The following is a 25,704-nucleotide window of genomic DNA, read 5'->3' as shown; positions in this document are numbered from 1 at the left end:
GCCGCCAGCGTTCATCCTGAGCCAGGATCAAACTCTCCATAATAGTTTGTTTGATAATGCTCTTTGATTGCTTATGGCAATCACTCTTGGGAGTGAACTAAGTTCACTCAAATTATTGGAATTAACGTTGACATATTGTCATTCAGTTTTCAATGTTCATGTTTTAAAAATTTATGGAGCGGGTGATCGGAATCGAACCGACAACATCAGCTTGGAAGGCTGAGGTTTTACCACTAAACTACACCCGCATTATTATTATGTGTTAAAAGTAAAGTGCGACCGAGAGGATTTGAACCTCCACTGGAATACTCCAACTAGGCCCTCAACCTAGCGCGTCTGCCGTTCCGCCACGATCGCGCGTTGGCATGTTCTCACTCGTTATCTCTTTTAACGACAAGATTAAGTATATAATGTTTTGATTAATAAGTCAACAACTTTTTAAAAGTTTTTTTAATTTCTTAAATCTTTTATTAAGATTGTTAATTTATTAAAAGTGACCCCTACGGGATTCGAACCCGTGTTACCGCCGTGAAAGGGCGGTGTCTTAACCGCTTGACCAAGGGGCCGTGTTTTTAACAACGAAATTAATCTTATAATGATTCAGAAATAAAGTCAACAGTTTTTATAAAAAAACTTCTCGAATTGTAAACTTTCCTATCAATCCTTTAAAAAAGCATTATAAATGACACTAAAATACACAAATGAAAACAGCGCACCCATGGGTACGCTGCGCTTTACCATACTTTTGTTATTGAGATTTCTCCCAAACACTTCGAACATTTATACTTCCCTGTATTCACTTTACGTTTTCTTAAGTAAGTCTGTCCGCATTTTTTACATGCATATGTGTATTTATAACCTTTGACAGAAGGAATCATCTCACAAAATCTAGGCGCTCCAACTTTTTCAGATAGATTTTTAAAGTCTTTATCGCGATGTTTATATCCTTTCCCTGCTAGATGTAAGTGATAATGCACGAGCTCATGTTTAATAATATCAACAACCGCATTCTCGCCGAAAGTAATATATTGCTTCGGATTAATCTCTATATTATGACTGTTCAATAAATATCTGCCACCAGTAGTGCGTAAGCGATTGTTAAATGTCGCAAGATGCTCAAAAGGTTTATCAAAATATTCAATGGAGATACGTTCAACTAGCTGCTGTAAATCACTATTTTGCATTTGGATCCTTCATTGTTAATGCAACTTTACCTTTATCTTCAAAGATATCTTCAATCCACACATCGACAATATCTCCGACTGACACTACATCTGTAGGATGCTTAACAAATTTATTTGATAATTTTGAAATGTGCACTAAACCATCCTGTTTCACGCCAATATCTACAAATGCACCAAAGTCTACTACGTTACGTACAGTACCTGATAATTTCATCCCTTTACGTAAATCTTCTATTGATAGAACATCCGACTTAAGTAACGGTGTTTCAAAATCTTCACGTGGATCTCTTCCAGGTGCAATAAGTGCTGCAATGATATCTTCTAAAGTCGGTACACCGATAGAAAGTTTATCTGATGTTTGTTCCAGATTCAGTTGATTCAGTTTTTCTTTTAATGCATCGGTACCTAAATCATCAATTGTCATACCAATCGATTCGATTAACGCATATGTCGCATCATAACTTTCAGGGTGTATACCTGTATTATCTAACGGTTCACTACCATCAGGTATTCGCATAAATCCGATACTTTGTTCAAACGTCTTTTTACCGAGCCTCGGAATCTTAGCAATTTCTTTATTATGTTTAATAGGTCCATTCTCTTCACGATGTTTAATGATATTCTCAGCGACTGTAGAAGATAATCCTGAAACATACTGTAATAACGGAGCTGATGCTGTATTTACATTGACTCCAACTTTATTCACTGCAGTTTCTACAACAAATGATAAAGCTTCATTTAACGCTTTTTGGTTAACGTCATGCTGGTATTGGCCTACACCGATAGATTTTGGATCAATTTTCACAAGTTCTGATAACGGATCCTGTACACGGCGACCGATTGAAACCGCACTTCTCTCTTCTACCTGAAAATCAGGAAACTCTTTACGTGCTAGATCACTGGCAGAATAAACTGATGCTCCCGCTTCATTCACGATAATATATTTTACATCTAAATTATTTTCTTTAATAAGTGCTGCAACAAATTGTTCTGATTCACGACTTGCAGTACCGTTACCTATCGCGATTAATTCAACATTGTTCTTTGAAATTAACTCAAGCAGCTTCTTCTTTGATTCTGCTACTTTACTTACTGGCGGATGTGGATAGATAACTGCTTTTTCAACAAATGTACCAAACGCATTGATTACTGCTAATTTACATCCCGTTCTGTAAGCTGGATCTAGACCAAGAATGACTTTACCTTTAAGTGGTGCTTGTAATAAAAGATTCTCCAAGTTAACAGAGAAAATATCAATTGCCTGTGTTTCAGCTTTTTCAGTTAGTTCATTACGAATTTCACGTTCAATAGATGGTAATATTAAACGCTTTAATGCTTCTTCAATTGCCAGCTCAATATATTGATTTGAATCGACTTCTTTTTTTACCATCTGTTTGCGGATATATGTTTTTATACGTGTATCGTCGACATTTACACCTACTTTTAGTACACCTTCTTTTTCACCACGGTTAATCGCGAGTGTACGATGCGGTACAATCTTATTCACTTTTTCTGAGTAGTCATAATACATTTCAAATACTGCTTTTTCATCTTCGGCTTTTTTCTTCTTAGTAGTTACAATCAGACCATTTGTCTCTACAAACTTTAATATGTATTCTCGATACTTCGGCTCATCTGAAATAATTTCAGCAATAATATCAATCGCACCATTGATTGCAGCTTCAACATCTTCAACCTCTTCATTTATAAAGTTTCGTGCCTCACTTACAATATCTTTCCCTTCAAAAGAAAGGATCATCTGTGCCAAAGGCTCAAGACCTTTACGCTTCGCTTCTGTAGCACGTGTCTTCTTCTTTTGTTTAAACGGACGATATAAGTCTTCTACACGTTGAAGCTTCACCTGCTCCATGATTTCCTGACGTAATTCATCTGTAAGCAAACCTTGTGCTTCAATTGTTCGGATAACATCATCTTTTCTTTTCTGTAGTGTTTCCATATAGCGATATTCAGTTTCAATATCTTTAATTTCAACTTCATCTAATCCACCTGTTACTTCTTTACGGTAACGTGCGATAAATGGCACTGTATTCTTTTCTTCTAAAAGGTTCAATACAGATTCAATCTGTTCTTTTTTAAATGGTAATTTTTCAATAATTAAATCAATAATATGTTTTTGCATAGCTGCCTCCTTAAGATACGTATATTTTACCACAATAGAAAAACTGCTGAAAACAGTCGCTTGTTTTCAGCAGTTATAATTTAACTTTTTTGAACAGCATCGCGTAACTTTTTAATCGCTGTACGTTGTAACCTTGAAACATGCATTTGACTTAATCCGATTTTCTCGCCTGTTTCTTTTTGGCTTAAACCTTCTATAAATGTGCATTGAATAATTTCTTTTTCACGATCAGACAAAATCGGCAATACTTTTTCTAAAATCATACGCTTTTCAGTTAATTCATAACCTTCTTCAGTATCACCCATTACATCAAGTAATGTCACTGTTGAGCCATCTTTATCAGCTTCGATAGAATGATCGACACTCAGTGCATTATAACTTTGACCCATCTCCATCGCTTCCAGTACTTCTTCTTCAGATGCTTCAATATAATCAGCAATTTCTTTAATTTTAGGAGAACGGCCGAGTTCATTTGTTAACTCATCTGTCGCTTTCTTTATCTTTGGCCCGATTTCTTTGATACGTCTCGGTACGTGCACACTCCACGTTTTATCTCTTAAATATCGTTTGATTTCTCCAATGACTGTCGGCACTAAAAACGCTTCAAATTTACGGTCAAAACTTACATCAAATCGGTTAATGGCACCAAGTAAGCCGACCATACCAACCTGTACTAAGTCTTCATGATGACTTTGACCTTTTGAATAGCGATATGCTAATGATTCAACTAACTTCTTATAATGCATAACAAGTTCGTTTTGAGCCATTTCATCTTTAGTATCTTGATAAAGCTTTATCCAAGCATTTATCTCTTCTGGAGTAACATCATTATAATTAGAACTGGTCATGAAGTTACACCTACTCCCCCGCAATATACTTTGTCATACTAATTGTAACACCGCTATCTTTCTTAACGTTTACTTCATCCATTAATGATTCGATTAAGAATAACCCTAATCCACCTTCACGAATAAAATCGATATTTTCATTTTCCTGATAAGGTCCTAATTCTGATTTAGCACGTTCATAATCAAAGCTTGTACCAGAATCAGAAACGATTACTTCTACTTTGTCTTCAAAAATGACATATCCAACTAATACATCACCTTTAACATCACCTTTGTAGGCATGTTTCACTGCATTGGTAACTGCTTCACTGACAGCAATCTTAGTGTCTTCGATATCATCGTATGAAGCACCAGCTCTATTTAAGATACCTGATAATGTTAATCGTACTAAGCCCACGTACTCAGCGGCTGCAGGAAATCTCATTTCGACATAATCATATGTTTTTTCCATATTATTCTCCCTCCACCGGCTGGTTAACATGCATAAGATCTTTTAATCCTGTAATATCAAATAATCGCTCTATACGACTATTTACACCTAATACATATAACTCTTTATTGTTTTTATTGAGTTCTTTTAATGTACCGACAAATAAGCCTAAGCCAGTACTATCCATATATGTAACTTCATCAATATGTAAATGAATATCATGTGTTCCTGCACTTCTGATAGGGACTAATACTTCTTGTAATTGTGGCACAGTTGCAACATCTAACTCTCCTGCGACATTAATCTGATAAAAACCTTCTTGTTCAATCGTATCGATAGTTAAGTTCATGAATATTCTCCTTAAAATCATAAAATTTATAAATACTTAAAATATTATAGTATAAATATGAATACCCCCAACTTGAGGATATAAACATATTATTTTGTTCTTTTTATAATTAATATCGTTAAATCATCTCTTTTTTTAGGATCACCTATCGCAATCAGTTGTTCATAGACGACTTGAACGATATCTTGCGGATGTAAATCTTTGTATTGATAAATGAAACCTAAGAGTTCTTTAGTCGTGATAAAATCACCATTCAGATGACGTATTTCAGATACACCATCCGTATAGACAATGACCATATCACCAATCTCCAGCTCCAGCTCTTCCTGATCATATCGCGTTGATGGATGTACACCAAGTACTAAACCACGTGCATCCAGTTCTTCAAAAGAATCACTTTTTTTACGATAAACGTACCCCGGCTCATGTCCAGCAGATGCATAATAGAATTTATTGTTAATTTCTTCATATAAACCGTAGAACATTGTAACGAACATGTTTTGGTTTACATTCTTTTCGACTACGCGATTTAATCGCTTTAATCCATCACTTGGCAACTGACTGTGTCCATATGAGTCCATACCGAACTTGATCATACTCATCGCAAGTGCTGCCGGAATTCCTTTCCCGATGACATCAGCAACAGCAAAGCTCATCGTACCATCTTTATGATCGATTAAGTTAAAATAATCCCCATTTACGCGATGTGCAGGCACACTAATAGCACCAATCTGAACATTATTAAGATGTGGAATTTGCGTTTTTAACATCGTCGTTTGTAAGCTCGCCGCTAAATCCATTTCTTTATCATGCGCTTCCATCACTCTAACGAGCGCTTTATAATCTCGATATGAAAATCCAAACCCGATAATCATCTCTGTTAGTACGTCCATCGCATAATGCTGTTCAATCGCGTTATAACCGGATTCAACGACGATATCTTTATGAAGTATCACGATTTCTTCAGGCGAGATATCAAGTTCGATCGCTTCAAAGCTCAATGTCTGAACATCTTCTAATGCTGTTTCTTCTTTATGCTCGATATATTGTTTAAGAATTTGAGTATATCGTTCAACAATCTTGTCAATTTGACGCATCCAACTTTCCTCCCTATAAACCTTAAAAGAGACTTTAAGATAACTTATGTTAGCCTAAAGTCTCCGAGTCATCAATAGATAAATTAAGACTAATTGCTAGTGCTGCATCAACTTCCTCCATCTTCTCTTTTGGCAGGTAAGTCAACTTTTCAATAAGTCGATTTTTATCAATTGTTCTTATTTGTTCTAATAAAATCACAGAATCTTTATCTAGATGATGATTGGTCTTACCAATCTCTACGTGGGTTGGGATTTTTGATTTATTGATTTTTGCAGTAATTGCTGCAACTATAACCGTCGGACTATATTTATTTCCTATATCATTTTGAATGATTACTACAGGTCGTTTACCGCCTTGCTCTGAACCTTTAACAGGTGACAAATCAGCTAAATAAACATCGCCGCGTTTCATTTATTCACCATCAGTTTGTACTGACATATGATCCACATTATCATACACTTCACATTCAAGGAGATAATGTTCTGAAGCAATTAACAGGTTAATTTCAGCCATTGATTGATAACCTTCAATCAACTGTTGTTCTTGTAGTTTACTCATCTTTTCTCCTCCAGTTACACGATTAACATAATTTTATCAAAAAATTTGTGGCCGTACCATTTTTATTTTAATAATTCATTATATTTTTCGACCGAACCGTCAGTATTATAAAATTTCGGTAATCTTCTACTTAAACTTGTCAATACTTCATAACTAATCGTCCCGAGTTGCGCTGCCACCTGTTCAATAGATTGCTTGCTATCCGTATGATGATCGATAATAATCGCTTGTGTGCCAACAGGTGTTCCTTTAGGTACACGTGCGATAAACTGATCCATACATATACGCCCGATAATTTCAGCATCAGTTCCTGCAAGATTAATTTTATAACCTTGCAACTTTCGATTTAAGCCATCCGCATAACCTAATGGGAATGTCGCAACCGTTTCTTCATGTTCAGCAGTATACGTCGCACCATAACTAACAGTATCACCAGGCTGTATATCTTTAACGAAATTCACTGTTGAAACAAGCTGCATCGCCGGCTTTAATTTAAGTTTAGAAATACTCTGAATATACTCAGAAGGATAGTACCCATATAAGCTAATACCTAAGCGTAAAGCTGTACATGCTGAAGCATCAAAACGTAAAGCGGCTGCACTATTTTGACAATGAATATATGATGGCAGTTCGTTTGAATGAACGATATCTATAAATTTATTGTATGCAACTGACGCACTGTCATTATCTTCGTCCCCACAACTAAAATGCGTATATACACCTTCAAAGATTGTTTTATCGTGCGCTTGAACAAGATCAACAACTTGTTGATATTCCTGCTTATCACGCATGCCAATGCGACCCATTCCAGTATCCACCTTTAAATGAACCCAGAATGGTTTGTCGTCTTCGTCCAGTAACCGAAGTGCCTCTTCTAACCAGGATAATCCTGGCACAGTTAACGCTAATCTATGTTGACTTGCTTTATGTATATCTTTTGGTTCAATAATACCTAACACTAAAATTTTAGCTTTAATACCGTGCATTCTTAATTCGATTGCTTCATCAAGCGTTGCAACCGCAAAAAATTCAGCACCTTGATTATAAAGGTGTGTCGCAATTTGTACTGACCCTAGCCCATATCCATTTGCTTTAACTACTGCGATAACTGTCTTATTAGGATGTAATCTACCTACAGCTTTAAAGTTTTCATTGATCGCATCAAGATCAACATTGACGAAACTCGGTCTATATATCCTGTCACTCATCTCTCTCACCCCATCATTTAATACTCAAATTTTATCATACTTTTTGGAATAATCCATTATTCCTCTATCACTACATAAGCTGTTGCTACAGTTTCCGAATGTGCGATGCTCACATGTGCATCACTACCTACAATATAAGGCTTTCCATTATCATCATTTAAACAACAGATTTGATTAAATCTAAGTTGCCCAATGCCTGTGCCTAATGCTTTACTATAGGCTTCCTTAACACAGAACCTGCCCGCAAAAAATGCAACCTTACGTTTTTCACTTTCAAAACGATCATACAGTTCGATTTCTTTCGGATGCAAAATACGGTCAATCATCTTTTTATTTTCAAGTGATTTACGAATGCGCTCTAATTCAATAATATCTGTTCCAATACCTTTAATCATGACTGCTCCTTACATCGATGTTATTCATTTTTTGATGGATATATGCTTTTAATGTTTCGGCTTCATGTTCATGGACATAAGGTATTTCCATATCATTTTCAGCTGTAATAACCTTTAATGACTTAATATTAAAACGCTTCATGATAGGGCCTTGTTCCATTTCAACATTTTGAATCGTTACATAAGGCACAATTATTTTTTCTTTATTCCAGATACCGTTTAACGTTGTGATTTCTTCTTCACCTAATTGAAACAGTGATGTTTCATAAGTCAGTTTAGGAAATACAAAGAAATCCAGAACAAAGATTATCAATCCGATTAATGCTATTCCGATAAATACATATGGATGAACTGGAATAAAATCTTTAAACTGAATAAACCATAATACTGCTAAGACGATTAAAAAGACACTCGCTGTTAAACACGCACCAATCTTCATTAGTTTTAAGCTATCTCTATGCATCTTATTCATATTGACGTCGCTCCTTTAACAAGAACCAATCATAGATGTTTGCAGCATCAACTTGTTCGATATAATCTAAACGACATTGTATGCTGTTACTTCCTGATGAAATGCCTAAACCGACACTTCTCAAATCTGCACGATCCATAAATGGTGTGGATGATACGTCTAACCCGATAATGTTCTCTTCTTTAATAAAAGAAGTTTGCATTACAAATACACCACCATTACGCACATTAATCTGATCATCTAAAATAATATAGCCTGAATTTTTATATTTGATGATTGCTGTGATAAGGGTTAACACCATCAGCAGAATAACAATCAACCATGTATATTCAAACCAGTAATATTGAACGATACCACCAACAATTAATAATATTACCCAGGAAACCTGGAAGTATCTGCGGATACTGCGCTTTGGAATAACTTTGTTTACTTCATCAAATTGATACTTCGGAACGAGTCTTTGAATCAATTGATACGCCTCATCACGATTAATAAATGGTAATACTTCTTCATCACCTAAAATGCTGTCTTCTGAACCTTTCATTTCACTCGTTGTAGTGACGACAAATGATGTTTTATTCAATAACTTTCTAAGATAACTTTGTTTTTCTGTGACTTTCTGAATATTTTTTACTGCGATGTATTTATTTTTTCGTTCGAATAAACCATATTTAATGTTGATTAACTCACCGTCAAACTTCACAGTATACTGATGATATTTCAGCGCAGTAATAAATACCCCGATAATATAGCTAAATAAAAGTGCCACTAGAATGATAATACCTACCATCATATAACTTTCTCCAACGATACTTTCCAATTTATCCAAATATCTATCCAAATTAAAAATATCATTCACCTGAGAATAAATCGCACTCACAACCGCAATGACCGTAAACATCGACGCACTTGTTGAACTCATCAAAATTAAATCCATAAAAGATAATTGATAAATCGTTTCATAAGACTTTTCGTCGTATTTAATTATATCCTCTTCTTCATGATTTTCTATTAGACTATCTTGTACAACGGCACCCTGTTGCAATTGAAATTTTCGCTGATTAATATAATCACTTAAAGCTTGAGCATCATTCTTTCCGATACTATTCAATTCAATCCCGTCACCCGCTGTTTTAATATGCATGATGACACCACCAAGCAATTGATTCGCAATCCCTGCAGAAGTATCCATCGTCTGAATTTTACCGATATATATTTCTTTTATTGTACGACTGATAATACCCTTTTGAAGCATTAATTTATCATCTTCAATCCAGTATTTTATTATCTTTGCTTCAATCATGCTAAATATTGCACTCAATAAAGTAAATAATAAGATCAAGATAGCAAAGCCATTATCAAGTAGTGCCTCTTTAGAGAAACCATCTTTGATGATTAAGAACAACCCAAAACCTATCGGAAAGATATTACTTTTTAAAGATTTAAGCAGATTAGATAGATACGTAGAATAATGAAGTGATTTTTTAGTTGCGTCCATGATGAATCTCCTTAATTCTTGCAATAATACGTTCCGCTAACGCTTCAGCTTCTTTTGTTTCCATATAAGGTAGAACAACCATATCTCCACGTGTATAGACAGTAACAACTGCAAGATTAAATTTTTTCATGATAAATCCTTGTTCAATCTTTACTGACTGCATCAAGTCTAGTGGTACAATCTTTCTACTCATGAAAAAAGCACCACTATTCATTTCAAGTGTAGCCTGATTGAGCTGATAACGTGTGTATTTATAACTTAAAAAAATACCGAGTGAAAGAATATAGATGGGTATCAGCATCAATAAGAATATCAAGTATGTATAACGCCATTCATACAACCAATTGATACCAAAATATAATCCCGTACAGATGGCTAAAGTGAGTAACGTATAGATGCTCCATTTAATACGTCTGTATTTAGGAGTATTTGCAGGTTGTGCATGTGGTAACGGTTCAAAATACAATTCAATCGCCTCCATTTATGTAAATTATAACAAAGAACATAAGATTTTCATAAGGTGAGTATTATATGTGAAGTTTGTCTCTGTTTTTTTGTGCGGAAGTGGCGTGAGATTCATTTTGAAAACACTTACTCACGCTTGTTTCTGGTTTCGTTTGCGGAAGTGGCGGCAAATTCATTTTGAAGACACTTACTCTCACTCACTTCTGGTTTCGTTTGCGGAAGTGGCGGCAAATTCATTTTGAAGACACTTACTCACGCTCACTTCTGGTTTTCTACACGGAAGTGGCGGCAAATTCATTTTGAAGACACTTACTCACTCATCCCCAAAAAAAACAAAAAACACCTTAAACTAATCTCTTCGATTAATTCAAGGTGTCTAAAATAACTATTTATTTTTTATGGTCTGCAAATGTTCTTGCTTTAAAAGGTTTTTTTCCGCCTTTTGAAGCACCTGCTTTACCAGAACGATCAAATGATTTACGACGGTTATCTTTACCACCATCTTTAGAACGACTGCGAGATCCGCCTGGACGTCCGCTGTTTCCACCGCGGCCACGGCCATAAGATTTACCGCTTCCGCCTTTACGGCCAAGTGGTTTTTCGAATGTTAATTGTACATCCACATCGTTATTAGATTTAATTAATTCTTGTAATAATGATGCTACTAATTTCACATCACCATGTTCGTTAATTAATTCCTGAGCGATTGACTCGATACGTGCTTCAGTATCTTTTTCAACCCATCCTTTAACTTTCGTCTTAACATCTAATTCACGGGCTTTCATTACTTCACCAGGTGTTGGTGGACGTAAAGCCGTCATTGTACGGTTTTTAGACTTTTCAATTTGACGGATGTAATCCATTTCAACTGGGTTAACGAATGAAATCGCCATACCATGTTTACCGGCACGGCCAGTACGACCGATACGGTGTGTATAACTTTCAACATCTTGAGGAATATCAAAGTTATAAACGTGTGATACGCCAGAAATATCTAATCCACGTGCAGCAACGTCTGTTGCAACAAGGATGTCAATTTGGTCATTTTTAAATTTCTTAAGTACTTCTAAACGTTTCGCTTGAGTGATGTCACCATGTAAACCTTCTGCACGGTATCCTTTAGAGATTAACGCACTTGTTAACTCATCTACGCGACGTTTCGTACGTCCGAATACGATTGCAAGTTCAGGTTGATGAACATCTAAGAAATTCGTGAATGTATCAAACTTCTCTAATTCTTTAACGATTGTGTAATGCTCGTCGATATCAGGGTTTGAATCAACGTTTGTCATTGTCTTAACAATGATAGGATCTTTCATGAACTTTTGAACTAACTCTTGAATGGCTCTCGGCATTGTTGCTGAGAATAACATTGTTTGACGTTGTTCTTTCGGTAATTTATCCATGATAAAACGCATATCATCGATGAATCCCATATTCATCATTTCATCCGCTTCATCTAAGATTAACGTATTGATGTCTTCAGTTTTTAACGTACGACGGTTTAAATGATCGATTACACGACCAGGTGTCCCAACTACGATTTGGGGTTTCTTTTTTAATTCTCTAATTTGACGGTCAATCGGCATTCCACCGAATACTGTCGCTACTTGAATCCCTTGTCCACGACTAAATGCTTTTAATTGTTCAGCAACCTGGACAGCTAATTCACGTGTAGGAGCAAGAATTAAACTTTTGATCCCCTCTTGGCCTCTAACTTTTTCAATTAAAGGAATTCCAAAAGCACCAGTTTTACCAGTACCAGTTTGCGCTTGGCCTAATACGTCACGGCCTGCCATCGTATGAGGGATACTATCCGTTTGAATCGGTGTAGGTTCTGTAAATCCCATTTTCTCCAGCGCATTTATGGTAGGTTCGCTGATACCTAGGTCTCTAAATTTTTGCAATATTATTTCTCCTTTTATCTTTCATAAATTACGCCTCTATAGTGTGCGCATTCGACTTGTCCTCATGGCATAGAGTAATTTTCCACTCTCTTACCTATTCAACTTCTCTATCTTAGCACCTATCGTATATTTTTACAATCAATACAATTGTAAATACAAGTTTAAAAATATCAAAAAAATGACTGTAAGCTATACAGTCATTCATTTTATATGAACCGGAAATATTTTTTATTTATTTTATTTATTACGTTATTTATCCCACAATCATTTAAATGAGATGATTAATAATCGTTTCAAGCGCCATGCCGCGGCTTGCTTTAAATAGTATAACCGTTTCTGGATTTAAATATGGTATAAGTGCTTCTTCAAGTGCTTCTTTCGTTTCAAAATGCATAGCATTCGTGAAATCTTGTGCTTTATCATGGATGTATTTCGCCTCAGTGCCGACAGTAAATAAATGATCAATTGATTTATTTTCGAAATAACCACCTACTGCTTCATGATACATTTTTGAATCAGGACCGAGTTCTAACACATCACTAAACACGATAATCTTCGTCGGAACATCCATGATTGATAACGTATCAATAGAAGCACGCATGCTCGTCGGACTTGCATTATACGCGTCATTGATTAAACGGGATTTATTCTGGCCAATAATTTGTTCCATGCGCATATTTGTTAAATGCAGATGTCCTAAATTATTATTTATTACTGCGTCACTTAATCCAAGTAATCGACCAATTGCGATTGCAATCGTAGCGTTACGTGCATTATGTGCTCCAAGTGTCGGAATACTAAATTGCGCTGCTCCTACTTTAAAAGCAATACTTCTTTCAGATGCTTGTAAGTCATGAATGTAAAAATCATTATCCTGATTAAAGCCGATACTTTTAAAGTCACCATTAGTCTTATCTACTAACTCATTTAATAATGGTTCATCGCCATCATAAAATAATGGCCCCTTTAATCCTTCAGTAATTTCAAACTTAGCTTGTGCAATACCAGCGCGTGACCCTAAGTCACGCATATGACTTTCACCGATATTAGTAATTGCAGCAATATCAGGTTGTACGAGATTTGATAAAAATGCAATCTCACCAAAGCCTGACATACCCATCTCTAATATAGAAATTTCTGTGTCTTCATCTAATTGGCAAAGCGTAATCGGTAGACCGATTTCATTATTGTAGTTCCCCTGCGTCTTCTTAACTTTAAAATTCGGTGCTAAAACAACTTCTACCATATCTTTTGTAGAGGTCTTACCGTTACTGCCTGTAATCGCAATAACTTTCGGATTTACTTCTTCTAAATAAGCTTTACCGATTGCCTGTAATGCGCTTAAAGTATCATCGACCACAACTAGCGGCAAACCTTCAGGCATATTTGGCGCATCGCTTTGCCATAAAGCAGCTGCAGCACCACTTTCAATTGCTTGCGCCACATATTGATGGCCATCAACATGTTCACCTTTAAAAGGGATAAACAATACATCCTCATTAATATGTCTTGAATCAATCGATACACCATCAATCATCACATCATGATTCCCTTTTAACGTGCCATTCGTTTGTTCTGCAATCCATTGTAAATTTCTTTTTATCATCTTAATCAGTCCATTTTGTATTTAATTTTTTTCTTTTCTGCATGACGTTCTTTTGCTAAATTAATCAGTTCAGTAATAAGTTCACTATAACTCATACCCATGTTCTGCCAAAGTAATGGATACATACTAAATTGTGTGAAACCAGGCATCGCATTTGTTTCATTGATGTAAATCGTATTGTCTTCAGTTAAGAAGAAGTCTGCACGAACTAAACCTGAACAATCTGTTGCTTTAAAAGCTTCAACAGCCATATTACGCATTGTTTCCTGAATTTCTGAAGGAATATCAGCTGGAATTTCTAACTGAACTTTCCCGTCTTTATACTTTGATTTATAATCATAAAAATCTACATCTTTGACAACTTCTCCAGGTAATGTCGTTTTAGGATTATCATTCCCTAATACCGCAACTTCGATTTCACGCGCAACGACACCTTGTTCTACTACAAGTTTACGATCAAACTGTAGCGCTTCTTCAATGCCTTGAATTAACTCTTCACGATTCGTACATTTTGAAATGCCGACAGATGATCCTAAGTTCGCAGGTTTAACAAATACCGGATACTCTAATTTATTATTAACAAGCTCTAAAATATTATGCTTATAAGTCTCATATTCACTACGTAAAAAACTTACATATGGTAATTGTGGTAACCCGCGATTTGCAAATAGTTGCTTCATCACTAATTTATCCATAGAACTTGCAGCAGCTAATACTCCATTACCCACATACGGTAAATCTAATACTTCGAATAATCCTTGTATTGTGCCGTCTTCACCATTAGGTCCGTGAAGTAATGGGAAAATGGCATCATAAGATTTACCTTCAGTAGATGCTGTTAATAGATGCATAATAGAGTCATCATTTGATGATGATAATCTTAAAGTTTCGCTATCTTCAATACGTTCAGTGATTTGTGGACCTTTAATCCATTCACCTTCGTTTGTTATATAAATTGTATCTATCGCATATGTTGCTTTGTCCATAGCGTTGATTACTGATTGTGCCGTTAAGATAGAAACTTCATGCTCAGCACTTTTACCGCCATAGACGATACATATATTTTGTTTAGACATGTTAATTCCTCCAGAATATTAATATAATAATACTATCACGATATATGATGATATGCATGTTTTTTATCGAAAGGCGTAAATCATTCATAAAAGAAACATTTATTCCTATAATGTTTCAGCTTATTTATGTATAATAATGACTATAATTTATTTAGAGTAGGAGTTTGGCCATGGCTCAATCAAGTAATACAACACGCACCAAAATTAAGCGCCCATGGATTGAAAAAATCGATTGGTGGCTCATTATTCTTATATTATGTTTTTTTACTGTTAGTTTAACTGTAATCACATCTGCAATGGATGGTCAGCAATATGGTACGAACTTTGCTGAACGTCAAGTATTCTATTATATTCTCGGATTTATTCTCGCATTCAGTATTATGCTTATTAAACCGAAACTGATTAATAAATGGGTTTTCGTACTTTATTTTTTAGGTAATCTGGCCCTGCTCGGCTTACTGATACTACCTGAATCTTCTTTGACACCAACGATTAACGGTGCAAAAAGCTGGTATGTATTCTTTGGACGACTCAGCTTACAACCTTCTGAATTTATGAAGATTATCTTAATCCTGACATTAAGTAAGGTTGTATACGATCACAATCGTTTCACATATTACAAATCTTTTCAGACAGATATCATTTTACTGATGAAGATTGGCTTAACTGCGATTATTCCAATGATATTAATCTTGTTACAAAATGACTTAGGTACAACACTTGTGTTACTGGCGATTATTTTAGGAATTACTGTGGTCTCAGGAGTAACCTGGCGTATCCTTGCACCATTTTTAATTGGGCTTACAGCAATTGGTGCCACGCTTATACTTGCAATCATCTATAAACCTGAACTTATCGATAAAGTACTCGGCATTAAGACGTATCAGCTTGGCCGAATCAACTCATGGCTAAATCCGGCACAGTATAGTGACGGTGAAGGATTCCACTTGATGGAGTCATTAAAAGCTATCGGATCTGGTGGATTATTCGGTAAAGGATTTAAAGGCGGAGAAGTTTACATTCCTGAGAATCATACCGATTTCATCTTTTCAGTTATCGGTGAAGAATTTGGGTTTATTGGTACTGTAATCGTACTCGTATTATTCCTGGCATTATTTACACATTTAATTCGTATGGCACAAGTATCCACAAATCAATTCGCATCTATATTTTTAGTTGGATTAATCAGTATGATTATCTTCCATGTATTTCAAAATATCGGCATGACGATTCAGGTTGTGCCAATTACAGGTATCCCATTACCATTCATTAGCTATGGTGGTAGTGCGCTTTGGGCATTGATGTGTGGGATAGGTGTTGCATTATCTATCTTTTATCACTCTGATGCCGAACAAATTAAAAAGTATAAGCAAGTGAGATAATCAATATCCACATAATAAAACTCTTTATCAACCAATATTGGATGGATAAAGAGTTTTTAATTTAAACAACAAAAAAAGACACTCTAAATTCGAATGTCATCTCATATGTATATTATTTTAATTTTGCGGGTGCTACATGTGGTAACGTACGCATAACTTCAAGTCGTGATTTTGTTTTTGAGATATTAACACCAAGTGAAGAAAGCAGAGTGACAACATTTTTCATTTTTTCCTGAGATTGTTTCATTTCGATCACTCCTAATCAATTTGTTAATACTAGTGTACCCGAAAATAACCAATATAGCTATAGGTCCATAGACTTATTTATGTAAAGATTTTGTGAACAATGATAGTGATTTGTAAAAAACAGATTCATTATGAAAATTGTATAAACACAAAAGTATTTAATTGTTTTTTCATGTATAATAAAGCTAATTCTAAAGGAGGAATGCTTTTTGTCAGTATTCTCAAACATCGATTATTCTCAAGTTTTTTCAATACTTTTCTTTGTTGCATTTGTCTTTAACATATTTTTAGCTTTCGCAATTATCTTTTTAGAACGTAGACAGGCGGGATCCACATGGGCATGGCTACTTGTACTATTCTTCCTGCCGATTATCGGTTTCATAATTTATTTACTATTCGGCCGTCAAATCAAACAGTCAAGTATCTTTAAGTTAGATGAAGAAGATAAAATTGGTCTTCAGCAAATTGTGCATGAACAGATGCATGCAATTGATGAAGATGATCTAATGGTGCGCTCTAAAGAAATTATGAAGCATAAAGATATTATTCGTATGAACTTAAATAATTATTCATCATTTCTGACGACAGATAATGCAGTTGAAATTCTTACAGATGGTCGCAAAAAGTTTGATGCGCTTATCCAGGATATACGTAATGCTGAAGATCATATTCATATTCAATATTATATATTTAAGCGAGACGGTATCGGTAAAGAAATATTAGATGTATTGATGCAGAAGCTTGAAGAAGGTGTCGAAGTTAAGATGCTGTACGATGATATCGGATCTCGTACATTAACTTTATCCCGTTTTAAAACATTTAAGAAGCTTGGCGGGCAGGTAGAAGCATTCTTCCCTTCTCACTTTCCTCTTATTAATTTCAGGATGAACAATCGAAATCATCGTAAGATCGTTGTAATAGATGGAAAAATCGGATATATCGGTGGCTTTAATGTCGGCGATGAGTATTTAGGACTAGATAAACGATTTGGGTATTGGCGAGATACCCATTTACGTGTCGAAGGTGACTCAGTCAATGCATTACAACTACGTTTTATGATGGACTGGAATTCCCAGTCAACGCGTAATTTTATGCATTATGATAAAAAATATTTCCCGGATGTTGATAGTAAAGGCGAAATCGGAATTCAAATTGCTTCGAGTGGGCCAGATTCCAGTGAACAACATATCAAATTCGGTTATCTGAAGATGATTACATCAGCTAAAGAATCTATATTTATTCAGTCACCTTACTTTATACCTGACACTTCTTTGCTTGATGCATTGAAAATCGCTGCGCTTACCGGAGTAGAAGTCAACATCATGATTCCTAACAAACCCGATCATCCTTTCGTATATTGGGCCACATATTCAAACGTCGGTGAACTGATTCAGGCCGGTTGTAATATATTTATCTACGAAAATGGATTTATCCATACGAAGATGATGGTGATTGACGATGAAGTCGCAAGTGTCGGTACAGCAAATATGGACTTTAGAAGTTTTGAACTAAATTTTGAAGTTAACGCATTTATATACGATCATGATATTGCCTATAAATTACGTAAGACGTTTGAAGATGACGTTAAAGTTTCCAGTCAGCTCACACAGGAAATTTATGATCAACGCGTATTACTCATCAGAGTTAAGGAAGCCATTGCAAGATTAATATCACCGATATTATAAAAGAGAGTGAGAAATCAATTCCCACTCCCTTTTTATTTAATGTATCAATAAGAAATCAGCTGCTAAATTTAAGAAAAATACACTATGAACAATCAAATATGTAAATCCTAGTTTCTTTTGTTGTTTCGTGAGTTCGAAATGATATGTATTTTGCATGATTTACATCCCCTTTGTCATATAAATATGTTTTGAATTTTCTGATAATTCGTAATCTTATTATACCAACTTTTTATATAAAGTAAACATTTAAAAGGAGTTGTTTCACATGAATAACAAAGAAGTACTACACATCACCGAATCATTTGTGAAAAATGTGCATAAAGATGAATCGAGCGGTCATGATTATGCGCATATCGAACGTGTCCGAAAAATGGCTGTTGAAATCGCTGAAAAAGAAGATGCTGATCTTTTTATCGTTGAGATGGCAGCGTTATTACATGATACTGTCGACGAGAAATTATTTGATACTATTGCAGCATGGGAACGATTGAATAAATTTTACGAGGAAATTCAACTTCCTATAGAACATCGACAAGCTATTAATCATATTCTTAAATATATGAGCTTTAATGGCGGAAAGAATGAAGGGAAGTTGAAATCGCTTGAAGGCAAAGTTGTTCAGGATGCTGACCGACTTGATGCGTTAGGTGCGATAGGAATTGCCAGAACATTTATGTTTGCCGGAAAGTTTGGTGAAGCGATGTATGATCCAAACATACCTGTTCGCGATGATTTAAGTGACTATCGAACACCGAGTACTGCTATCAATCATTTTTATGAGAAATTATTTAAGCTGATTGACTTGATGAATACAGAAACTGCAAAGACAATGGCAGAAGAACGTAATGCATATATGAAAACATTTATTGAACAATTTAAAAAAGAGTGGTGTTAGTGCGTTTGAAAGCGATTTGGGAAGGGATGATGGAAGTGACTTCAAATTTATTTTGACGACACTTATTACAGGGTTTTGCATTTATGGTGGACGGAAGTGGCTTCAAATCTATTTTGACGACACTTACTCGCTGGATTTAGCTCTGCGCTACACGGAAGTGGCTTCAAATCTATTTTGACGACACATACTCGCTGGATTTAGCTCTGCGGTACACGGAAGTGACTTCAAATTTCGTTTGACGACACTTACTCGCTGGATTTAGCTCTGCGCTACACGGAAGTGGCTTCAAATCTATTTTGACGACACTTACTCGCTGGATTTAGCTCTGCGCTACACGGAAGTGGCTTCAAATCTATTTTGACGACACTTCCGAACCCCTTTCCTCTCACCAATTAAAAAAAGTGACCTCAAATCAATTTTGAGGTCACTTTCTATCTAATTATTTCTTTTTCTTCTTTTTAGATGATACAACTTGCACATTTTTAGTTTTATTTTCTGCTTGATTTTGTTCATGTGCTGCTACTAAAGGTGCAATTTCTTCATGTACTTTCTTCTTATAGAACTTATTCCCTAACCATGTTTGAACAACTAAGAATGCTCCGCCGACAGCCCAATATAATGGTAACGCTGCTGGAGAGATTGCTGACATCCACACGATCATAATCGGTGAGATGAACATCATCATACGCATTTGCGCTTTTTGTTCTTCGGGAATATTCTGCATTGATACATAAGCCTGAATTGCATAGACGATACCTGCAATAACAGTCATTGCAATATCAGTCTTTGTTAAATCGAACCATAAGAAATCTGGATATTTTGTAATACCACCTGATGTCGGATATTTCAATACATAGAATAATCCAGTTACGATTGGTAATTGAATCAGTAAAGGTAAACATCCCATGTTCAGTGGATTGATACCGTTATCTTTGTATAATGCCATCATTTCCTGGTTTGCAGCCATCTTCTCTTCTTGTGTTCGTGCGCGTTTCACACGTTCCTGAATTTCAGTCATCTGCGGCTTGATTAACGCCATCTTTTCTTTCATTACATACTGGTTCTTATATGTACGCATCATAAATGGGAAAAGTGCTAAACGTACGATTAAAGTAATCGCGATGATTGCTAAACCATAGTTATGTCCCATATTTGCACCTAACCAATGGATCAATTGGTCTAACGGATGTACAAATGTATCATAGAAAAATCCAGTACGATTCTCTTCTTTTGAATAATCACAACCCGCTAAAAATAATGCAATTGCAATGATTAACGGCCAAATTGCCTTTTTCTTCATTCTTTCACCTCATAATATTATTCACATAGAGGTTATTTTATCACAAAAAGTGATAATCATAAACAAAAACCATATATTTTTATTTATCTGTATAATATTTCAGGTAATCAGTAACAACCTGTTTAATATCGTCACTTTTCGTAATAGAAGAAATTGTTGAAATGCCATCAGCACCGGCAGCAAGAATCATCTCGCTATTGGCACTTGTAATACCACCGATTGCAACGATCGGAATGTCTTCATCATATAGTCTCATTTTACGAATGAGTTCTATGCCTCCAGGTTTCTTTGCATCACTTTTACTGCTTGTTTCATATACTGGTCCTACACCGATATAATCAACATGCGTCAAATCAGATTGATCATATTCTGCAAAATTACCGACAGAGAGCCCGATAATCTTATCATTGAAATCATCAATGATGTTTTCGATTTTCTCATCATCCTGACCAAGATGAATACCGTCTGCATCAATTTTCTTCGCTAGTTCAATGTCATCGTTAACAATAAACGGTACACCTTTTGCTTTACACATCGCAAAAAGTTTTCGCGCTAATATTTCTTTAGCTTCTCCAGTCAGAGCATTCGGACCTTTTTCTCTAAATTGATATAGCGTTATACCGGCTTCAAGTGCTTCCTGTAATACTCGCTCAAGATTACCGTCAGATGTATCCTGAGTACCTGCAATAAAATAAACGCGCAATAATTTTCTATCAAACATTCGCTACACTTCTTTCACAAGTCTATTCTCTGCCACATCACTTTCCTGTATTAAATATAACTGATCGATTAAATTTACAGCAAAATGTCCCGGCAAAGTGCCGTTAGACGCACGTTCAGCAAACTCTGAGGCAACAGTATATGTCGTCAATGCTTCTGTTAATGTTTCTAACGTTGGTTTAGTTTCATTATATATGAAACTTGCAACAACTGCCCCTAATAAACATCCACCACCAGTGACTTTTGTTAAAAGTGCAGTACCATTCTCAATTAAGTTAATTTTTCCATTCACACAAATTGCATCGATTTCACCTGTTACGACAATCGCACAATTAAATTTATTATATGCAGCACGTGCCACATCTTCAGTTGACAGACTTGTATCTGCATCTGTCCCTTTCATATTCGCCTCCCCTGTCAAAGCTTGTAATTCAGAAGCATTCCCACGAATTACTGTAATATCATATGTTTCTAACAATTTTAAACAGAAATCTTTACGAAATTTAGATGCGCCACATGCAACTGGGTCCAATACGATAGGTACGTCATGGTGATTGGCATATTTTGCAGCAGCCAACATATTTTCAATATCATGTTCTTCAATTGAACCAATATTGATGAGCAATGCACCAGCATGTGTCAGAAATTCGTCCATCTCTAACTTTTCTGTCGCCATCGCAGGGCTGGCACCTAATGCCAGTAGGCCGTTCGCTGTAAAATTTTTAACTACATCATTTGTAATACAAATAATGAGTGGATTATCTTTTCTTATCTGTTCTAATATCATTATTCCATCTCCTGAAATTTAAAGTGATTAACTGGGCCTTGACCATGCCCTAATTCTGGTGTGAATCGGATTGCTGCATCCATATAACGTTTTGCAAGTTGTACAGCTTCTACAATAGATTTTCCTTTCGCAAGTTCAGATGTAATTACTGCTGAATATGTGCATCCAGTGCCATGTGTGTGTTTTGTATCATAACGTTCACCTTTCAAAACAACAAAATCATCTCGAGTAAATAAATAATCTGTAGCATCTCCTTTAAGATGACCTCCTTTAATCAGCACACTGTCAGAACCAATTTCATTGATAAATATTTTACCGGCACGTTTAATATCATCGAGTGTTTCAACTTTCATCTGTACGATTTCCTCAAGCTCCGGAATATTTGGTGTCACAACCGTTGCTACATCTAAAAGTTTCGTACGCACCGCACTACGTCCATTTTCGTCAAGCAATGCATCACCACTTTTAGCTACCATGACAGGATCGATTACATAAGGGATATCATGTTTTACAATATAAGGACGCACGACATCCATGACTTCACTCGTTGCAAGCATTCCTGTCTTCACTGCATCCGGTACGATATCACTATACACACTCTCTAGTTGTGCTGCAATAACATCTACATCCTGGTTAAATACTTGCTGAACGCCTAACGTATTTTGTGCAACAATGCTTGTTACGACACTCATACCATAGACGCCTCTTGATTGAAATACTTTTAAATCTACTGTTGTTCCAGCGCCACCCGTTGGATCTGTTCCTGCAATTGACAAAGCTGTCTTCATATTATTCAACCACACTTTCCCAAGTTTCTTGTGTATAAGCCATATTAAAGAAACGTTTCTCATGTATACAGCTTTCTTTAAAGTTCTTTGTTAATACCGCGCGTTCCGCTTCACTTGCGTGTTCAGCAAATTCATCTACCCAGCCATCCAGATGTTCCATTAACAGCTTCATCTCTGTAGCATAGAAATCTACCCAGTCTTTAAATGGATTGCCGTTGAAATCATGACGTTCTTTCATCTTTAAAGCAACTTGCTGATAAACATATGGACACGGTGCCATCGCGCAAATTGTAAATGCTGCATCACTATAACGATATGCATTAAAATACATGTGTTTAATATAATGATCACTTGTTGGGTACCATTCTCCGTCTTTAATGATTGTTTTATAATCAACCTGTGCATAGTCTGCTAAAGTATAATGTGCAGTTACTTCTCCGTTCATTACAAAATCGATTTGTTCTAATAAAAATTTAATACCTTCTTTATCATCTAATTTCGGAATTAATAAGCTATAAATTTTCGCAAACTCGTTTAAGTAAAGATGGTCTGCTTTTAAATAATGAATCACTGCTTCTTTACTTAAATCACCACGCACCATTCCCTGTATAAATGGGTCATTGTAAATTGACTCAATAATTGGCTCTACTTCTTCTTTTAATTGTTGTGTAAACATCATTTACCTCCTAAAAGTTTATAAAGAAAGCCCATCTCCAAATAGGAAATGGGCTAAATACCATTATTAAAAATATAAAATCAATAAAGGAATTTAACTACTTTCCTACGCTAGCATTATCTAGATCAGGTAAAGGGTTTGACAAAGTCATCTCAGCCAAAAGGCACCCCTAGTAGTAATATATGTATTTAATGTTAGTGTAACGTAATCAAATTATGAAAGCAAGAATTGAAAAAAAGACTAACGACATTGTCGTTAGTCCTAAAATTATAAGCGAAGTCCACATACTGGCCAAGGTTGTGCGCCACGCATGTTATATAAAATTTGAGCACGTTTCGTTTGTTCTGCAGCTGATGCCTGATGCGGATATCCTGATCCACCAACGCCACGCCATGTTTGTAAATTAAACTGATACATACCATAGAACCCGTTTCCAGTATTAATAGATGGATTACCACCAGATTCACATTGTGCTAACGCAGCCCAATTTAAACCTCTGTTAATATAAGTAGTGTTTGTTGTTTTTACAGTTTTTGAACTTGTATAAGCAGTTTTACTTACAGGTGCTTTATACGTAGCTTTTTTGTATGATGTATTTTTGTAAACGACACTATTCTTATTATTAATCTTTAACACTTGGTTCGGATGGATTAAGTTAGATCTTAAGCCATTTGCTGATTTAATTGCTGCAATTGACGTACCATATTTATTTGCAACACTCCATAATGAATCGCCAGCTTTAACTTTGTATGAAGCTGCATCTGCTGTTGAAACTGCCATTGTCGTAGTGATTGCAATTGCTGCTGTAACACTTAAGATTTTTTTCATGTTTATTTTCCTCCGGGAAATGTTTATATTTTATTTTATTGATGAATTCTTTTGAATGAATATGCTTTGTTCTTGTAATTAACTATATCAGAAATAAATATTTCATAGGTTACAGCCAAATAAAAGATACGCTCTTTTATTACGCTTGCGTTACAATAAAAAATAAGAAATAAAGCAATTACCATATAGTGTTAAATATTTAAGGAAAATATCAGAAACCTCGCTATATTATTAATTATGAAGATTGTCACACTTTTGAAACAATACACTAAGATTTATCAAAAAAAGCAGAACGTAAAGTTCTGCTTAAAATTTATTATTAGTATGCTGTTGACCAATGTTGCGCGCCGTGTTGTGTATATAAAATACGTGCACGTTTCCATTGTTCTGCTTCTGAAGCTTGTGCTGGGTTACCAGTTCCGCCTACAGCTGCCCATGTTTGTGGAGAGAATTGGAATAATCCGTAGTAACCTGCTGCGTTAACTGCTCTTGGATTTCCACCTGATTCACGTTGCATGATTAAACGTAAATGTGCGTCTACTGATGAATTACCAGCTGGTGCTGACGTTTGTTGTACTGCAGCGCGTTTAGTTTGTTGTACCGGTGCTTGTTGTACTGGCGCTTTTTGAACTGGTGCTGGTTGTACACGAACTGCTTTTTGAGTTTGTTGTACTGGTTGAGCTTGTGGTTGTGCAGTTGCTGCAGTATTTTGCGTTGTAACCGGTGCTGAAACTGGTGCTGCTACTTTTTTAGCAACAGGTGCTGCTTTTACTGGAGCTGCATTCACATGTTTACGATGTGATTTTTTCTCAACAATTAATAATTGACCTTCTTTTAATTCTTTAGAAGATTCAATTTTATTCCATTTTTTTAATTCAGTAATTCTTACGTCGAATTTACGTGCGATTTTACCTAAAGTATCTCCAGCTTTAACTTCGTATTTACCTTTAACTAGTACTTCTAACTTTTGGTCAGGAACGATTACGTCTGATTCTAATTTATTGATCTTTTTAATCTTTTCGATTGTAGTGTCATATTTATCTGCAATCGTCCATAAAGATTCACCTTGAGCGACTTTATGTTCTTTTGCGTCTGCTTGTGTTGTAGCTACGCCTGTAGTAAGTATTGCCATTGTAGTAATTGCTGCTAATTTTTTCATTATA

At 35.6% G+C, this 25,704-nt stretch carries 27 protein-coding genes, 3 tRNA genes and 1 riboswitch; of the genes, 3 read left to right on the top strand and 27 right to left on the bottom strand.

Translation table 11 applies throughout. From position 1 onward, the window contains the following. Positions 1-174: 174 nt before the first annotated feature. The 19 genes from BHU61_RS10555 to BHU61_RS10470 all read right to left on the bottom strand — a co-directional run bounded on the left by BHU61_RS10555 (position 175) and on the right by BHU61_RS10470 (position 15,234). Positions 175-248, bottom strand: a tRNA-Gly gene (locus tag BHU61_RS10555). Positions 249-274: 26 nt separating this feature from the next. Then, a tRNA-Leu gene (locus tag BHU61_RS10550) sits at positions 275-357 on the bottom strand. 137 nt (positions 358-494) lie between these two features. Further along, positions 495-566: transfer RNA gene (locus tag BHU61_RS10545), tRNA-Glu, on the bottom strand. Positions 567-734: 168 nt separating this feature from the next. Further along, complete coding sequence (locus BHU61_RS10540) at positions 735-1,184, bottom strand: SprT family protein (RefSeq protein WP_111716746.1); 450 nt, start codon at positions 1,182-1,184, stop codon at positions 735-737. Continuing rightward, complete coding sequence (locus BHU61_RS10535) at positions 1,174-3,324, bottom strand: Tex family protein (RefSeq protein ID WP_111716744.1); 2,151 nt, start codon at positions 3,322-3,324, stop codon at positions 1,174-1,176. The genes BHU61_RS10540 and BHU61_RS10535 overlap by 11 nt, the downstream gene beginning before the upstream one ends. 80 nt (positions 3,325-3,404) lie before the next feature. After that, positions 3,405-4,172: an RNA polymerase sigma factor SigB gene (sigB, locus tag BHU61_RS10530; protein WP_099581373.1), complete on the bottom strand. Its 768-nt coding sequence runs from the start codon at positions 4,170-4,172 to the stop codon at positions 3,405-3,407. A gap of 10 nt (positions 4,173-4,182) precedes the next feature. Beyond that, entirely contained in the window at positions 4,183-4,623 is a 441-nt protein-coding gene (gene rsbW / locus BHU61_RS10525) for an anti-sigma B factor RsbW (protein ID WP_111716742.1), read from the bottom strand. 1 nt (position 4,624) lies between these two features. Beyond that, positions 4,625-4,951, bottom strand: coding sequence for an anti-sigma factor antagonist (locus tag BHU61_RS10520; RefSeq protein ID WP_111716740.1), 327 nt, complete (start codon positions 4,949-4,951; stop codon positions 4,625-4,627). Between the two features lie 89 nt (positions 4,952-5,040). Continuing rightward, complete coding sequence (locus BHU61_RS10515; protein WP_372486733.1) at positions 5,041-6,039, bottom strand: SpoIIE family protein phosphatase; 999 nt, start codon at positions 6,037-6,039, stop codon at positions 5,041-5,043. Between the two features lie 58 nt (positions 6,040-6,097). Then, positions 6,098-6,460, bottom strand: coding sequence for a type II toxin-antitoxin system PemK/MazF family toxin (locus BHU61_RS10510; protein ID WP_096078043.1), 363 nt, complete (start codon positions 6,458-6,460; stop codon positions 6,098-6,100). Further along, entirely contained in the window at positions 6,461-6,607 is a 147-nt protein-coding gene (locus tag BHU61_RS13475) for a hypothetical protein (RefSeq protein WP_170122538.1), read from the bottom strand. It lies immediately after the preceding gene. Between the two features lie 62 nt (positions 6,608-6,669). Further along, positions 6,670-7,815, bottom strand: coding sequence for an alanine racemase (alr, locus tag BHU61_RS10505; RefSeq protein WP_111716736.1), 1,146 nt, complete (start codon positions 7,813-7,815; stop codon positions 6,670-6,672). Positions 7,816-7,871: 56 nt separating this feature from the next. Further along, the gene (gene acpS, locus BHU61_RS10500) at positions 7,872-8,210 is read right to left on the bottom strand and encodes a holo-ACP synthase (RefSeq protein ID WP_111716735.1); all 339 of its coding nucleotides are present in this window, start codon (positions 8,208-8,210) and stop codon (positions 7,872-7,874) included. Then, positions 8,203-8,682, bottom strand: a complete 480-nt coding sequence (locus BHU61_RS10495) for a PH domain-containing protein (RefSeq protein ID WP_111716733.1) — start codon at positions 8,680-8,682, stop codon at positions 8,203-8,205. Before BHU61_RS10495 ends, acpS begins: the two co-directional genes overlap by 8 nt. Beyond that, positions 8,675-10,180: a PH domain-containing protein gene (locus BHU61_RS10490; protein WP_111716731.1), complete on the bottom strand. Its 1,506-nt coding sequence runs from the start codon at positions 10,178-10,180 to the stop codon at positions 8,675-8,677. The genes BHU61_RS10495 and BHU61_RS10490 overlap by 8 nt, the downstream gene beginning before the upstream one ends. Further along, a complete protein-coding gene (locus tag BHU61_RS10485; protein WP_170122537.1) occupies positions 10,167-10,646 on the bottom strand; it encodes a PH domain-containing protein in 480 nt (159 codons plus the stop codon). The genes BHU61_RS10490 and BHU61_RS10485 overlap by 14 nt, the downstream gene beginning before the upstream one ends. A gap of 388 nt (positions 10,647-11,034) precedes the next feature. Beyond that, positions 11,035-12,552, bottom strand: a complete 1,518-nt coding sequence (cshA, locus tag BHU61_RS10480) for a degradosome RNA helicase CshA (protein ID WP_111716727.1) — start codon at positions 12,550-12,552, stop codon at positions 11,035-11,037. 268 nt (positions 12,553-12,820) lie between these two features. Then, positions 12,821-14,158 carry a UDP-N-acetylmuramoyl-tripeptide--D-alanyl-D-alanine ligase gene (locus tag BHU61_RS10475; RefSeq protein ID WP_111716726.1) on the bottom strand — a complete coding sequence of 446 codons (1,338 nt, stop codon included), beginning with the start codon at positions 14,156-14,158 and terminating at the stop codon, positions 12,821-12,823. Positions 14,159-14,163: 5 nt separating this feature from the next. Then, entirely contained in the window at positions 14,164-15,234 is a 1,071-nt protein-coding gene (locus BHU61_RS10470; protein ID WP_111716722.1) for a D-alanine--D-alanine ligase, read from the bottom strand. 170 nt (positions 15,235-15,404) lie between these two features. On the opposite strand from BHU61_RS10470, the gene BHU61_RS10465 reads away from it, so the two are divergent. Beyond that, positions 15,405-16,616 carry an FtsW/RodA/SpoVE family cell cycle protein gene (locus BHU61_RS10465; protein ID WP_111716720.1) on the top strand — a complete coding sequence of 404 codons (1,212 nt, stop codon included), beginning with the start codon at positions 15,405-15,407 and terminating at the stop codon, positions 16,614-16,616. A 112-nt stretch (positions 16,617-16,728) separates the two neighbouring features. Here BHU61_RS10465 and BHU61_RS13615 read toward each other — a convergent pair whose 3' ends face one another. Beyond that, entirely contained in the window at positions 16,729-16,863 is a 135-nt protein-coding gene (locus BHU61_RS13615; protein ID WP_165958643.1) for an Lmo0850 family protein, read from the bottom strand. Positions 16,864-17,071: 208 nt separating this feature from the next. On the opposite strand from BHU61_RS13615, the gene cls reads away from it, so the two are divergent. Together cls and BHU61_RS10455 are read left to right on the top strand one after the other, a co-directional pair. After that, positions 17,072-18,547: a cardiolipin synthase gene (cls, locus tag BHU61_RS10460; protein WP_111716718.1), complete on the top strand. Its 1,476-nt coding sequence runs from the start codon at positions 17,072-17,074 to the stop codon at positions 18,545-18,547. Between the two features lie 265 nt (positions 18,548-18,812). After that, positions 18,813-19,442, top strand: a complete 630-nt coding sequence (locus BHU61_RS10455; protein ID WP_111716716.1) for an HD domain-containing protein — start codon at positions 18,813-18,815, stop codon at positions 19,440-19,442. A 439-nt stretch (positions 19,443-19,881) separates the two neighbouring features. Here BHU61_RS10455 and yidC read toward each other — a convergent pair whose 3' ends face one another. From yidC to BHU61_RS10420, 7 genes are all read right to left on the bottom strand, one after another. Then, positions 19,882-20,742, bottom strand: coding sequence for a membrane protein insertase YidC (yidC, locus tag BHU61_RS10450; protein WP_111716714.1), 861 nt, complete (start codon positions 20,740-20,742; stop codon positions 19,882-19,884). Positions 20,743-20,821: 79 nt separating this feature from the next. Then, positions 20,822-21,463, bottom strand: a complete 642-nt coding sequence (gene thiE, locus BHU61_RS10445; protein ID WP_111716713.1) for a thiamine phosphate synthase — start codon at positions 21,461-21,463, stop codon at positions 20,822-20,824. 3 nt (positions 21,464-21,466) lie between these two features. After that, positions 21,467-22,249, bottom strand: a complete 783-nt coding sequence (thiM, locus tag BHU61_RS10440) for a hydroxyethylthiazole kinase (protein ID WP_379883823.1) — start codon at positions 22,247-22,249, stop codon at positions 21,467-21,469. Continuing rightward, entirely contained in the window at positions 22,249-23,046 is a 798-nt protein-coding gene (thiD, locus tag BHU61_RS10435; RefSeq protein WP_111716709.1) for a bifunctional hydroxymethylpyrimidine kinase/phosphomethylpyrimidine kinase, read from the bottom strand. Before thiD ends, thiM begins: the two co-directional genes overlap by 1 nt. Beyond that, on the bottom strand, positions 23,039-23,716 hold the full coding sequence (gene tenA, locus BHU61_RS10430; RefSeq protein WP_111716707.1) for a thiaminase II: 678 nt from the start codon (positions 23,714-23,716) through the stop codon (positions 23,039-23,041). The genes thiD and tenA overlap by 8 nt, the downstream gene beginning before the upstream one ends. A gap of 82 nt (positions 23,717-23,798) precedes the next feature. Then, positions 23,799-23,894: riboswitch (TPP riboswitch) on the bottom strand. 86 nt (positions 23,895-23,980) lie between these two features. Continuing rightward, positions 23,981-24,541: a transglycosylase family protein gene (locus tag BHU61_RS13700; RefSeq protein WP_111716706.1), complete on the bottom strand. Its 561-nt coding sequence runs from the start codon at positions 24,539-24,541 to the stop codon at positions 23,981-23,983. Positions 24,542-24,860: 319 nt separating this feature from the next. After that, positions 24,861-25,700: a LysM peptidoglycan-binding domain-containing protein gene (locus BHU61_RS10420; RefSeq protein WP_111716704.1), complete on the bottom strand. Its 840-nt coding sequence runs from the start codon at positions 25,698-25,700 to the stop codon at positions 24,861-24,863. Positions 25,701-25,704: the final 4 nt, after the last annotated feature.

Source organism: Macrococcus epidermidis (genome assembly GCF_003259695.1).
In the GTDB taxonomy this organism is placed as follows: Bacteria; Bacillota; Bacilli; order Staphylococcales; family Staphylococcaceae; genus Macrococcoides; species Macrococcoides epidermidis.
Note: the sequence above shows the minus strand (reverse complement) of the source record. Positions and strands in the feature narration are given on the sequence as shown.

What these genes read in the sequence shown, in the direction of transcription:
- acpS (WP_111716735.1), bottom strand. Translation starts at nt 8,210, where the DNA reads ATGATTAAAGGTATTGGAACAGATATTATTGAATTAGAGCGCATTCGT.
- BHU61_RS13475 (WP_170122538.1), bottom strand. Translation starts at nt 6,607, where the DNA reads ATGAGTAAACTACAAGAACAACAGTTGATTGAAGGTTATCAATCAATG.
- BHU61_RS10490 (WP_111716731.1), bottom strand. Translation starts at nt 10,180, where the DNA reads ATGGACGCAACTAAAAAATCACTTCATTATTCTACGTATCTATCTAAT.
- BHU61_RS10535 (WP_111716744.1), bottom strand. Translation starts at nt 3,324, where the DNA reads ATGCAAAAACATATTATTGATTTAATTATTGAAAAATTACCATTTAAA.
- BHU61_RS10510 (WP_096078043.1), bottom strand. Translation starts at nt 6,460, where the DNA reads ATGAAACGCGGCGATGTTTATTTAGCTGATTTGTCACCTGTTAAAGGT.
- BHU61_RS10455 (WP_111716716.1), top strand. Translation starts at nt 18,813, where the DNA reads ATGAATAACAAAGAAGTACTACACATCACCGAATCATTTGTGAAAAAT.
- BHU61_RS13615 (WP_165958643.1), bottom strand. Translation starts at nt 16,863, where the DNA reads ATGAAACAATCTCAGGAAAAAATGAAAAATGTTGTCACTCTGCTTTCT.
- BHU61_RS10520 (WP_111716740.1), bottom strand. Translation starts at nt 4,951, where the DNA reads ATGAACTTAACTATCGATACGATTGAACAAGAAGGTTTTTATCAGATT.
- BHU61_RS10420 (WP_111716704.1), bottom strand. Translation starts at nt 25,700, where the DNA reads ATGAAAAAATTAGCAGCAATTACTACAATGGCAATACTTACTACAGGC.
- tenA (WP_111716707.1), bottom strand. Translation starts at nt 23,716, where the DNA reads ATGATGTTTACACAACAATTAAAAGAAGAAGTAGAGCCAATTATTGAG.
- BHU61_RS13700 (WP_111716706.1), bottom strand. Translation starts at nt 24,541, where the DNA reads ATGAAAAAAATCTTAAGTGTTACAGCAGCAATTGCAATCACTACGACA.
- BHU61_RS10465 (WP_111716720.1), top strand. Translation starts at nt 15,405, where the DNA reads ATGGCTCAATCAAGTAATACAACACGCACCAAAATTAAGCGCCCATGG.
- BHU61_RS10470 (WP_111716722.1), bottom strand. Translation starts at nt 15,234, where the DNA reads ATGTCTAAACAAAATATATGTATCGTCTATGGCGGTAAAAGTGCTGAG.
- thiM (WP_379883823.1), bottom strand. Translation starts at nt 22,249, where the DNA reads ATGATATTAGAACAGATAAGAAAAGATAATCCACTCATTATTTGTATT.
- thiE (WP_111716713.1), bottom strand. Translation starts at nt 21,463, where the DNA reads ATGTTTGATAGAAAATTATTGCGCGTTTATTTTATTGCAGGTACTCAG.
- yidC (WP_111716714.1), bottom strand. Translation starts at nt 20,742, where the DNA reads ATGAAGAAAAAGGCAATTTGGCCGTTAATCATTGCAATTGCATTATTT.
- BHU61_RS10540 (WP_111716746.1), bottom strand. Translation starts at nt 1,184, where the DNA reads ATGCAAAATAGTGATTTACAGCAGCTAGTTGAACGTATCTCCATTGAA.
- BHU61_RS10475 (WP_111716726.1), bottom strand. Translation starts at nt 14,158, where the DNA reads ATGATAAAAAGAAATTTACAATGGATTGCAGAACAAACGAATGGCACG.
- rsbW (WP_111716742.1), bottom strand. Translation starts at nt 4,623, where the DNA reads ATGGAAAAAACATATGATTATGTCGAAATGAGATTTCCTGCAGCCGCT.
- alr (WP_111716736.1), bottom strand. Translation starts at nt 7,815, where the DNA reads ATGAGTGACAGGATATATAGACCGAGTTTCGTCAATGTTGATCTTGAT.
- BHU61_RS10495 (WP_111716733.1), bottom strand. Translation starts at nt 8,682, where the DNA reads ATGAATAAGATGCATAGAGATAGCTTAAAACTAATGAAGATTGGTGCG.
- sigB (WP_099581373.1), bottom strand. Translation starts at nt 4,172, where the DNA reads ATGACCAGTTCTAATTATAATGATGTTACTCCAGAAGAGATAAATGCT.